The 10248-nt window shown below is 70.6% G+C and carries 10 protein-coding genes; 6 read left to right on the top strand and 4 right to left on the bottom strand.

The window, feature by feature from the left end:
• Window positions 1-101: 101 nt before the first annotated feature.
• The gene (locus Q9G87_RS12610; RefSeq protein WP_305916487.1) at window positions 102-629 is read left to right on the top strand and encodes a hypothetical protein; all 528 of its coding nucleotides are present in this window, start codon (window positions 102-104) and stop codon (window positions 627-629) included.
• 25 nt (window positions 630-654) lie between these two features.
• On the opposite strand, the gene Q9G87_RS12605 is transcribed toward Q9G87_RS12610, so the two are convergent.
• Both Q9G87_RS12605 and Q9G87_RS12600 read right to left on the bottom strand, forming a co-directional pair.
• On the bottom strand, window positions 655-2100 hold the full coding sequence (locus Q9G87_RS12605) for a serine/threonine protein kinase (RefSeq protein WP_305916486.1): 1446 nt from the start codon (window positions 2098-2100) through the stop codon (window positions 655-657).
• Window positions 2100-3704: a serine/threonine protein kinase gene (locus Q9G87_RS12600; protein WP_305916485.1), complete on the bottom strand. Its 1605-nt coding sequence runs from the start codon at window positions 3702-3704 to the stop codon at window positions 2100-2102. Before Q9G87_RS12600 ends, Q9G87_RS12605 begins: the two co-directional genes overlap by 1 nt.
• A gap of 134 nt (window positions 3705-3838) precedes the next feature.
• On the opposite strand from Q9G87_RS12600, the gene Q9G87_RS12595 reads away from it, so the two are divergent.
• Window positions 3839-4495 carry a class I SAM-dependent methyltransferase gene (locus Q9G87_RS12595; RefSeq protein ID WP_305916484.1) on the top strand — a complete coding sequence of 219 codons (657 nt, stop codon included), beginning with the start codon at window positions 3839-3841 and terminating at the stop codon, window positions 4493-4495.
• A 51-nt stretch (window positions 4496-4546) separates the two neighbouring features.
• Here Q9G87_RS12595 and Q9G87_RS12590 read toward each other — a convergent pair whose 3' ends face one another.
• Both Q9G87_RS12590 and Q9G87_RS12585 read right to left on the bottom strand, forming a co-directional pair.
• Complete coding sequence (locus tag Q9G87_RS12590; protein WP_305916483.1) at window positions 4547-5746, bottom strand: sensor histidine kinase; 1200 nt, start codon at window positions 5744-5746, stop codon at window positions 4547-4549.
• Window positions 5743-6399: a response regulator transcription factor gene (locus tag Q9G87_RS12585; RefSeq protein ID WP_305916482.1), complete on the bottom strand. Its 657-nt coding sequence runs from the start codon at window positions 6397-6399 to the stop codon at window positions 5743-5745. The genes Q9G87_RS12590 and Q9G87_RS12585 overlap by 4 nt, the downstream gene beginning before the upstream one ends.
• Before the next feature lie 151 nt (window positions 6400-6550).
• Here Q9G87_RS12585 and Q9G87_RS12580 point away from each other — a divergent pair, with 151 nt between their 5' ends.
• Genes Q9G87_RS12580 through Q9G87_RS12565 form a run of 4 tightly spaced genes read left to right on the top strand, consistent with a single transcriptional unit; the run spans window position 6551 to window position 10174 of the window.
• Window positions 6551-7066, top strand: a complete 516-nt coding sequence (locus Q9G87_RS12580) for a hypothetical protein (protein ID WP_305916481.1) — start codon at window positions 6551-6553, stop codon at window positions 7064-7066.
• 5 nt (window positions 7067-7071) lie between these two features.
• A complete protein-coding gene (locus Q9G87_RS12575) occupies window positions 7072-8199 on the top strand; it encodes an efflux RND transporter periplasmic adaptor subunit (protein ID WP_305916480.1) in 1128 nt (375 codons plus the stop codon).
• Window positions 8200-8207: 8 nt separating this feature from the next.
• Window positions 8208-8954: an ABC transporter ATP-binding protein gene (locus Q9G87_RS12570; protein WP_305916807.1), complete on the top strand. Its 747-nt coding sequence runs from the start codon at window positions 8208-8210 to the stop codon at window positions 8952-8954.
• Window positions 8954-10174, top strand: coding sequence for an ABC transporter permease (locus tag Q9G87_RS12565; protein ID WP_305916479.1), 1221 nt, complete (start codon window positions 8954-8956; stop codon window positions 10172-10174). The genes Q9G87_RS12570 and Q9G87_RS12565 overlap by 1 nt, the downstream gene beginning before the upstream one ends.
• The last annotated feature ends 74 nt before the right edge of the window (window positions 10175-10248 follow it).

Genomic DNA, 10248 nt, shown 5'->3' with positions numbered 1-10248 from the left:
CACCTGAACGTTCTGTGCATGCTGGGACCTATGAGGTGTGTCATCACGGTGGGATCTTCTATGTTGGGCATGACCAAAAGCCCCTCAAGGAGACATTCACGGTGAAGAGACTTCTGGAAGGAACACCGCTGCATACCGGTGTCGTCGCGGCCGTCGCCTTAACCGGCGCCCTGCTGACCTCCACCCCCGCCGTCGCGGCCGCCGACCGTGCCGCTGCCGCGGTGACCGAGACCACTGCGGCAGCGCGTCCGAGCAACGGCAAGATCCTCTATGACCGCATCAGCGGTGGCCACGGCACTCTCAAGATCAGGAACGGCACCTCCAAGGACGGGGTCGTCACCCTCGTCAGGGGCAGGACCAAGGCGATCAGCATCTACGTTCGCGCGAGGTCCACCGCGAGCATCAAGGACGTCAGGGACGGCACGTACCGGATCTACTTCACCACCGGGTACCGGTTCAGCACGTCGAAGGGCAGGTTCACCAGGGGTGCCCTCTATCAGCGCTTCAACGATCGGCTGAAGTTCACCACGACCTCGACGCAGACGACCATCTGGACCCTGACCCTCCACCAGATCAGGGGCGGCAACGCGCAGACCAGCTCGGTCAACCCCAAGGACTTCCCCGCGTGATCCCTGGGATGGCCGAGGTTCAGCCCTACCAGCCCTCCCAGGAGTCGCAGATGGTCACCGTGGCGCTTTTGCGCATGGCGCTGGGCGTGACCACCTCGAAGACGACGTGGTAGGTGCCGGGGCCCTTCCACACGATGGACGGGAGCAGCGGCTTGGACGACGGCGTGCCCTGCTGCCTGCCCTGGTTCTGGCCGTTGACGAGCCACCGGTAGCTGTAGGTGCCGGTGGCCGAGACCTTGGCCCAGATGTTGGTGTCGCTGCGCCAGCAGTCGCCCAGCTTGAAGCCCTCGTAGGTGAAGGCCACGGACGTCACGCCTCCTGAGCCGCCGTCGCTGGTCGCGGTCGGCTTGGAGGTGGTGAGCGTGGGCCGGGAGGTGGAAGCTGGGGCGCTCGGCTTGGGGGTGGCAGGCTTGACGGATTCGGTGGGGCTCGGGCGCAGGGGCCTGGCGGATTCCGTTGCCCCGGCACGGCCGGGATCGGCGGTGGTGGCGGGGGCGCCGGCGGAGGTTGTGGCGATGGCGGCGGTGCTGGTGCCCTCGCGCGAGCCGGGCAGCCAGAACCAGGCCGTGACCACTGCACCGGTGACGATCAGCGCGGCCCCCGCGGCGAGGAACACGACTCCGACCGGCCGGCGGGCGGTCGGGTGCGTCGGCCCGTTCGCGACGCCCGCCTGCGCTGGGCCGCGGGCCTGTGCTGGGCGGTCAGGCACGCCGGCCGGTGCTGGGCCGCCGATAAGGCGGAAGAGCACGTCGTGCATGGCCGGGCGGGCGTGCGGGTCCTTGACCAGGCAGGCGTACACGATCGAGCGCAGCGGCTCGGGCACGCCGTCCAGGCGCGGCTCCTCGTACTGGATCCGCCTGAGCACCGCCGGCAGGGAGTCGTTGCCGAACGGCGGGGTGCCGGTGGCTGCGTACACCATGACGGATCCCCAGGCGAACACGTCCGCGGCCGGTCCGACGACCGCGCCCGCGAACTGCTCGGGCGCCATGTACGCGGGCGTCCCCACGATGCTGCTGGTACGGGTCACCCCGTCGTCCATGGCGCGCGCGATGCCGAAGTCGATGACGCGCGGCCCGTCCCGCCCGAGCAGGACGTTCGCGGGCTTGAAGTCGCGGTGCACCACGCCGGCACGGTGGATGGCGACGAGCGCGGTGGCGGTGGCCACGGCCAGCCGCTGCAGGTCGGCCCCAGTGTGAAGGCCGGCCTCGCGTAGGGACGGGCCCTCGACGTACTCGGTGACGATGTACGGCCGCCCGCCCAGCGACGCGTCCAGCACCTGCGCGATGCAGAACGGCTCCACCCGCCGGGCGGCGGCGATCTCCTTGGCGAAGCGCCCGTCCCCGCGTACGCCCTCGCGCAGCACCTTGACCGCGACCTGGGTGCCGTCGGAAGCCTCGGCAAGGTAGACCATGCCCTGCCCGCCCTCGCCGAGCTGCCTGATGACCTTGTACGGGCCGATGGAGTCCGGCATCAATAGGTCTCCAGGGCGCACACGTCGATGGAGATGCTCTTGCTCGTCACGGCGGGCGAGGTGGTCCGCAGGCTGATCCGGTGGCTTCCGGCCTTCAGCATGTACTGTCCGGAGGTCGCGAAGGCCGTGTACCCACCCTCAGACACCCAGGATCGGTTGCGCAAGACGGCGTTGCCGTCCACCTCCCAGACGTAGGAGATCCATATCTCGGACCTGGACGCCTCGATTTCGGTCTGGAAGTGCACCGGCGGCATGTAACAGCCGTCGGCGCCGGACTGGCCGGGGCCGCCGGACAGCTGGATCTCGAGGATGCTGATCTTGGCGCTCGCCGCCGGCTTCTTGGTGGATCGCGTGGGGGAGGGTGCCGGCCGTGCCGTCGTGCGTTTCTGGGTAGGGGTGGACGAGGGCGCCGGCGCGGACGTGGTTTTGGGGCTGCTGGTACGCGTGGGTTTCGGTGCAGCCGTGCGCGTGGCCTTGCGCGGAGGCGACGTCGTCACGGTCGGCCGCTTAGTGACCTCGGCGGGCGGTGTGGGGGAGCCGATAGCACGCTGCGCAGGCGCCTGGCCGGCCCACCACGGGCCGAGCCACACGACACCACCGACCAGCGCCGCCACGACCACCCCCGATACGCCGATGGCAACCGGCACGCCCATTCGCCCGCGCCCGCCATGAGAAGCACCTGGTAAGGCTCCCGCCCCAGGCCCAGGCCCAGGCATCTGCTGCCCTGGGCGTGGCGCCACCCCCGGCGGCCTCGACATCGGCATTGCCATGAAAGAGCCGAACCCGCGATCGCGACCAGGGCCAGACCCCTGAACCGAGGAGTTCCGGCCTCCCAGCAGCCGCAGGAGCACATCCCCCATCGCCGGCCGGGCACGCGGGTCCTTGGCCAGGCAGCCGTACACGATCGAACGCAACGGATGCGGAAGATCTCCCAGCTGCGGCTCGTTGTGCAGGATCCGGTTGATGATCGCCGGCAGCGTGTCCTGGCCGAACGGCGGCGTGCCGGTGGCCGCGTACACCATGACGGACGCCCACGCGAAGACGTCCGCGGCCGGCCCCACCGCCTCCCCTGCCAGCTGCTCAGGCGCCATGTACGCCGGCGTTCCCACGATGCCGCTCGTGACCGTGGCGGCGGCGTCTGCGGCCCGCGCGATGCCGAAGTCGATAACCCTGGGCCCGCCGGGCCCAAGGAGCACGTTGGCGGGCTTGAAGTCCCGGTGCACGATGCCCGCCCCGTGGATGGCGGCCAGCGCGGTGGCTGTGGCGACGGCCAGTCGCTGCAGGTCGGCCCCGGTGTGCCGGCCGGCCTGCTGCAGCGACGGTCCTTCGACGTACTCGGTCACGATGTACGGCTGCCGCCCCAGCGACGCGTCCAGCACCTGCGCGATGCAGAACGGCTCCACCCGCCGCGCCGCCTCGATCTCCTTGGCGAGCCGGTCGTCGAACCCCGCGCCGTCCCGCAGCACCTTGACCGCCACCGCCCTGCCGTCGGGCGCCTGCCCCAGGTAGACGGTCCCCTGCCCGCCGGCGCCAAGCCGGCCGAGCAGACGATAGACCCCTACCGCCGCTGGATCGTCCTCCCGCAGCGGTTCGACATGCGCCATGAGAGAAGTGACTCCTGGGACGGGTGCGGTGGATCTTTACGTACGATAGCGACTCATTTCCAGATTTGTGGTGAAGACGCGGAGCCGATGAAAAACCTCCGCCTTAGCCCGGAAAGCCGTAAAGTGCCGCCATCATGCCTATCACCACGGACGACGAGCTGGAGAACTCCCCGGTGGTGGCCAACTCCCTCATGAACCGGGAGCGCCGCCTCCGAAGCTATGACCGCGAGCTGGGCATCGACATCGTCAATGTCCTCGGCGCCGCACCGACCAGGCCGGCCCGCTGGCTGGACCTGTGTTGCGGAACGGCCAACGCCCTCAGCGAGGCCGCCGCCCTGCTCGGAGACGACGTCGAGATCGTGGGTGTGGACCTGGTCGGCTTCTTCGCCTGCCCGCCCAACCCGCCACGCCTGCACCTGGTCACCGCCTCCGTCGCGGCCTGGCGCCCCGGCACCCGCTTCGACCTCATCACGTGCGTGCACGGTCTGCATTACGTGGGCGACAAGCTCGGCCTCCTCGCCAGGATCGGCGACTGGCTCACCGACGACGGACTCTTCGTCGCCAACTTCGATACGCGTGGCATTCGCCTGCGGGACGGCGCCCCCGCGGGCCGCCGCCTGACGGCCGACCTTCGCGCGGCGGGCCTGGCCTACGACGGGCGTACGCGCAGGATCCGCCGCACCGGCCGGGCCTCCATCACGTTGCCCTACCGCTACCTGGGCGCCGACGACCAGGCGGGACCCAACTACACCGGTCAGCCCGCCGTCCACTCCCACTACGCGCGCGCATAGCCGGCCAGGGCGGCGGTGAGCCCGGGCATCGAACCGCCAGGCGCACGCCTATCAGTGCCGGGCGCGGGGGAGCGCGGCGGTGACGATCAGGCCGCCTCCCTCGCGCGGCCGTGCCCTGACGTCGCCGCCGTGCGCGAGCGCCACCGACTGCACGATCGACAGGCCAAGACCCGCGCTCCGCGCGGTGACCACCCGCTCGGCGCCGTGCCGGTGGAAGGGCTTGAACAGCAGCGGGATGTCGTAGGGCGGCACCTCCGGCCCGGTGTTGCTGACCTCCACCTCGACCTTTCCCTCCGACACCGTACGGCTGACCACCCGCACCCACCCGGCGCCGTCGTCGACGTTGTAGCGGATGCCGTTCTCGACCAGGTTGTGCACCAGCCGTTCGAGCAGCAACGCGTCCCCGGTGGTCGGCGCCTGCGCGGTCACCTCGTACACGGTGATCTTGGCCTCGGCGGCTTCCCCTTCGGTCTGCCTGACCACGTGCGTCACCACGTCGGCCAGGTCCACCGGCGACCGATCCGCGATCTCCTGCTCGGACCTGGCCAGCAGCAGCAACCCGGAGATGAGCCGCTCGTGGCGGGTGTTGATCTCCAGCAGGCTCTCGCCCAGCTCCTTGACGTCAGCGGAGGCCGTACGGCGATGCATGGCCAGCTCGACCAACGCCCGGTTCAGCGTCAGCGGCGTACGCAGCTCATGAGAGGCGTTCGCCACGAACCTGCGCTGCCCATCGAAGGAGTCGTCCAGCCGCTCCACCATGGTGTCGAACGTGTCGGCCAGCGTCTTGACCTCGTCCTCCGGCCCTTCGAGACCGATCCGCTGATGCAGGCCGCGCTCGGCCATGGGCTCGGCGGCGATCTTGCGGGCCGTGTCGGTGACCCGGTGCAGCGGCGCCAGCACCCGCCCCGCCACCACCCAGCCGAGCCCGACGGCCAGACCGCCCACCACGACCAGCGCGATCGCGCCCTGGGTGAGCAACGAGGTGATGGCGGCGCTGCGCAGCTCCAGCTCCTGCTGGCGCAGCCACTCGATCGCGGCCGGGCCCTCCAGTAGGACACCGTCCTTCATGAAGAACAGGTTCTTGACCTTGCCGGGCTCCGAGGCGTACCGGCTCTCGAACGTCTGCGTCAGCTGTTGGTTGAACAGCAAATAGGTGACGCCGAGCAAGGTCAGCCCGGCGAGAAAGAAGACGGCGCCGTACACGAGCGTGAGTCGCAGTCGCAACGTGGGCTGCAGGCGCGGGATTCTCATGCGATCCGGTACCCCACCCCCGGCACGGTCTCCACGACCGGCGGGTCGGCGAGCTTGCGGCGCAGCTTGAGAATGGTGAGCCGGACGGCCCCCGTGAACGGGTCGGCGTGCTCGTCCCACGCCTTCTCCAGCAGCTGCTCGGCCGAGACCACGTTGCCGTTGGCCCGCATCAGCTCGGCCAGCACCGCGAACTCCTTCTTCGACAGCGGCACGAACCGCCCGTTCCTGAACACCTCCCTGCGCGCCGGGTCCAGCGTGATCCCGGCCCGGCGCAGCACCGGCGGCACGGCCGGCCGCGAGCGCCGCCCCAGGGCCAGGACGCGGGCGGCCAGCTCGGGGAACGCGAACGGCTTCGACAGGTAGTCGTCGGCCCCGATGGACAGCCCCGTCACCCGGTCGTCGAGCTGCGCGGCCGCCGTCAGCATCAGCACCCGCGCGTCGGACTCCGAGGCGACCAGTTCCCTGCACACCTCGTCGCCGTGGACCCGCGGCAGATCGCGGTCCAGCACGACCACGTCGTAGTCGTTGACCGCGATCCGTTCCAGCGCCGCCTCGCCGTCATGGGCCAGATCGACCGCGTGGGTCTCCTCGCGCAGCCACTCGGCAATCGCGTCGGCGAGCATCCGCTCGTCCTCTACCACCAGAACCCGCATGGCGTAGCTCAGGCCCCTCTCTCTGCTTTCAGAGCCGAGTGTGACCTACGGGGCGTTTGCTCCAAATAAGTCAGCCGCGGAAACGCGGAGGAAACGGCGGGCCGTATTGCATCTCCCCTCGACGACGTTGATTCGACGGAGGAGATCATCCATGCGAGCACGAGCTCTCATAACCCTGGCCGCCGCCACCATGCTGCTGGCGGGCTGCGGAGGCGCCGCCGCCGGCGGCTCCGACGTGGCCTCGGTCACCGGCACCGGCAATCAGGCCGGGGCCAGCGCCAAGCCGAGCGAGGACCCGCACGAGAGGGCGCTCAAGTACGCCCAGTGCATGCGCGAGAACGGCATCGACATGCCGGACCCCGAGCCGGGCAAGGGCGTCATGCTGCGGCTCGACAAGAACACCCCCAGGGAGACGATGCAGAAGGCCCAGGAGGCCTGCAAGCAGTACGCCCCGAGCGGTCAGACGGCGGGCGGGGGCGACCCCAAGCGGGCCGAGGCCCTGCGCAAGGTCGCGCAGTGCATGCGGGACAACGGCGTCGAGAAGTACCCGGACCCCGAGGGCGGCATGATGCGCATCACCGGCGACGTCGGCCAGGACCCCGACTTCAAGTCCGCCCAGGAGAAGTGCCAGGAGCAGATGGCTGAGGCCGGTATGGGAGGAATGTGATGGGAATGGCCACCCTTGACGGGAAGGCGGAGCCCGATGCGACGCCCTCCCGCCCGCGCCGCCGTCGCGGGCGGGGCAAGGTGGTCGCCGGACTGCTCATCGTGCTGGCCGCAGCGGGCGGCGGGTTCGTGGCGATCAACAGCGGGGGCCTGCTGGAGGGCGCCTCGGGCCCGACCCAGTCGGCCAAGGCCCTGCCCCCGGCCACCGCCACGGTGGCCAGGCAGACGCTGAACGACACCATGGACGCCGATGGCGAGCTCGGCTACGGACCGGTCACCACGGCGGTGACCAGGAAGCCTGGCACGATCACCTGGCTGCCCGAGAGCGGTCAGCAGATCACCCGCGGCAAGTCGATGTACCGGCTGGACAACGACCCCGTCACGCTCATGTACGGCGACACGCCCGCCTACCGCGACCTCAAGATCGGCGCGGAGGGCAACGACGTGGAGAACCTGGAGCGCAACCTCAGCAAGCTGGGCTACGACGGCTTCACGGTCGACGACGAGTACACCTACGACACCGCCGAGGCCGTCATGGACTGGCAGGAAGACCGTGGCCTGGACGAGACCGGCGTGGTCGAGCTGGGCCGCGTCGTCTTCGCGCCGGGCAAGGTACGCGTGGAGAGCATCGAGTCCGAGGAGGGCCAGCCGGCCCAGCCCGGCCAGAAGGTCCTGACGTACACGGGCACGTCCAAGGTCGTCACCGTCGAGCTGGAGGCAGAGGACCAGCGGATGGCCAAGAAGGGGGCCAAGGTCGAGGTCACGCTGCCCGACGGCAAGGACGTGAACGGCAAGGTCACCGAGGTCGCCACGGTCATCGTGCCGGGCGAGAGCCAGAACGCCGACCCCGAGACCCGGGTCGAGGCGCTGGTCTCGATCGGCAATGCCAAGGCCGCCAAGGGGCTCGACAAGGCGTCGGTGGACGTGACGTTCACCGCCTCCCAGCGCAAGAACGTGCTGACCGTGCCGGTCGCGGCGCTCGTGGCGCTGCGGGAGGGCGGCTTCGGCCTGGAGGTGATCGAGGGCGGCACGTCGAGGTACATCGCCGTCGAGACGGGGCTGTTCGCCGGCGGTCGCGTCGAGGTCGAGGGCGACGGGCTCACCGAGGGCATGACCGTGGGGATGCCGAAGTGACGTACCCCATGATCTCCCTGACGGATGTGTCCAAGTCCTACCCCGGCGGGGTGACGGCGCTGAACTCGGTGTCGCTGCGCATCGAGCACGGCGAGCTCGTCGCCATCGCCGGCCCGTCGGGGTCGGGGAAGTCGACCATGCTCAACGTCGTCGGCACCCTCGACCGGCCGTCCTCGGGAACCATCCACATCGACGGCTACGACGTGTCGAAACTGTCCGACGGCCAGCTCTCGGCGCTGCGCGCCACCACGATCGGTTTCATCTTCCAGCACTTCCACCTCGCCGCGAAGGTCCCCGCGCTGGACAACGTGGCCGACGGCCTCATCTACACCGGCATGAGCAGGTCCGAGCGGCGCCGCCGGGCGGCCGCCGCGCTCGAACGGGTCGGTCTCGGGCACCGGATGGACCACGAGCCGCACGAGCTGTCCGGTGGAGAGCGGCAGCGCGTGGCCATCGCCAGGGCCGTGGCGGGCGAGCCGCCGCTGGTGCTGGCCGACGAGCCGACCGGGGCTCTGGACTCGGTGTCCGGCACCGGGGTGATGGAGTTGCTGCACGAGTTGAACGCCTCCGGCACCACCATCGTGATCATCACGCACGATCGGGAGATCGCCGCCAGCCTGCCCCGGCAGGTGCGGATGCGGGACGGCGAGATCATCTCGGACAGCGCGATGCCGGACATGGTGCCGGACTCGGGCACATCGGAAACGGTGCCGGACTCGGGCACATCGGATATGGCCGAATCAGGGGTGGCGTGATGGCCGTCGTCGAAGTGAAACGGCCCAAACTGGCCCCGGCCGGCATGCGGCTGGGCGACGTCATGCGGGTCGGCGCGGTGGGCCTGCGAACGCGCCCCCTGCGGGCGTTCCTGTCCGCGCTCGGCATCGCCATCGGCATCGCGGCCATGGTGGGCGTGGTCGGGCTCTCGTCCTCCTCGGGCGCCGAGCTCGACCGCACGCTCTCCGCCCTCGGCACCAACCTGCTCACCGTCGCCTCGGGCACCACGCTCACGGGCGAGGCGGCGCAGATGCCGAAGGACGCCGAGGCGATGATCGAGCGCATCGGGCCCGTGGAGGCCGCCTCCGCGGTGGCGAAGATCTCCGCGGCCAAGGTCTACCGGTCCGAGCAGATTCCCGAGGCCCAGACCGGTGGCATCGCCACGTACGCCGCCCGCCTCGACCTGCCCGCCACCGTCGGCGCGACGCTGCGCAGCGGGACCTGGCTCAACCAGGCCACCGAACGCTATCCGGCGGCCGTGCTCGGCTCGGCCGCCGCCCAGCGGCTCGGCATCGGCGCGGTCAGCCAGGACACGCAGGTCGTCGTCGGCGGCCAGCGCTTCTCCGTCGTCGGCGTGCTGAACCCGGTCGCGCTCGCCACGGACCTGGACAGCGGCGTCATGGTGGGCTGGCCGGTGGCCGAGGAACGGCTGGACTTCGACGGGCACCCGACCACGCTCTACACCCGCTCGGAGGAGGCCCAACTGGAGGCGGTGCGCCAGGTCCTGGCCGGCACCGCCAACCCGGAGGCGCCGAACGAGGTGGACGTCTCCCGCCCGTCCGACGCGCTGGCCGCCAAGCAGGCGACCAGCCAGGCGTTCGCCAACCTCCTGCTGGGCGTGGGCGCGGTGGCCCTGCTCGTGGGCGGTGTCGGTGTGGCCAACACCATGGTCATCTCGGTGCTGGAACGCCGCTCGGAGATCGGGCTGCGCCGCTCGCTCGGGGCGACCCGCGGTCAGATCCGCACTCAGTTCCTGGCCGAGTCGCTGCTACTGTCGGCGATGGGCGGAGCGGGTGGTGTGCTCCTGGGCACCGCTGTCACCATGGGGTACGCGCTCTACAGCGGCTGGCCCTCCGTGGTCCCGGCCTGGGCCACGGGCGGCGGGCTCGCCGCGACGCTGGCCATCGGCGCCATGGCCGGCCTCTACCCCGCCATCCGCGCCTCCCGCCTGTCCCCGACGGAGGCACTCTCCACGCCGTGACCCCCGCCCGCCCGGGTACGCTCGGCCCTCGCCCGCCTGCCGGGCGCGGGCCGTCGCCGTACGCCGGTCCGGCC

Source organism: Nonomuraea turcica, assembly GCF_030718205.1.
GTDB lineage: Bacteria > Actinomycetota > Actinomycetes > Streptosporangiales > Streptosporangiaceae > Nonomuraea.
This window is presented reverse-complemented; position numbering and strand designations above follow the sequence as displayed.

Excerpts from the sequence above, each read along its gene's own strand:
- Q9G87_RS12605 (WP_305916486.1), bottom strand. The coding sequence starts at position 2,100 with ATGCCGGACTCCATCGGCCCGTACAAGGTCATCAGGCAGCTCGGCGAG.
- Q9G87_RS12600 (WP_305916485.1), bottom strand. The coding sequence starts at position 3,704 with ATGGCGCATGTCGAACCGCTGCGGGAGGACGATCCAGCGGCGGTAGGG.
- Q9G87_RS12595 (WP_305916484.1), top strand. The coding sequence starts at position 3,839 with ATGCCTATCACCACGGACGACGAGCTGGAGAACTCCCCGGTGGTGGCC.
- Q9G87_RS12590 (WP_305916483.1), bottom strand. The coding sequence starts at position 5,746 with ATGAGAATCCCGCGCCTGCAGCCCACGTTGCGACTGCGACTCACGCTC.
- Q9G87_RS12585 (WP_305916482.1), bottom strand. The coding sequence starts at position 6,399 with ATGCGGGTTCTGGTGGTAGAGGACGAGCGGATGCTCGCCGACGCGATT.
- Q9G87_RS12580 (WP_305916481.1), top strand. The coding sequence starts at position 6,551 with ATGCGAGCACGAGCTCTCATAACCCTGGCCGCCGCCACCATGCTGCTG.
- Q9G87_RS12575 (WP_305916480.1), top strand. The coding sequence starts at position 7,072 with ATGGCCACCCTTGACGGGAAGGCGGAGCCCGATGCGACGCCCTCCCGC.
- Q9G87_RS12570 (WP_305916807.1), top strand. The coding sequence starts at position 8,208 with ATGATCTCCCTGACGGATGTGTCCAAGTCCTACCCCGGCGGGGTGACG.
- Q9G87_RS12565 (WP_305916479.1), top strand. The coding sequence starts at position 8,954 with ATGGCCGTCGTCGAAGTGAAACGGCCCAAACTGGCCCCGGCCGGCATG.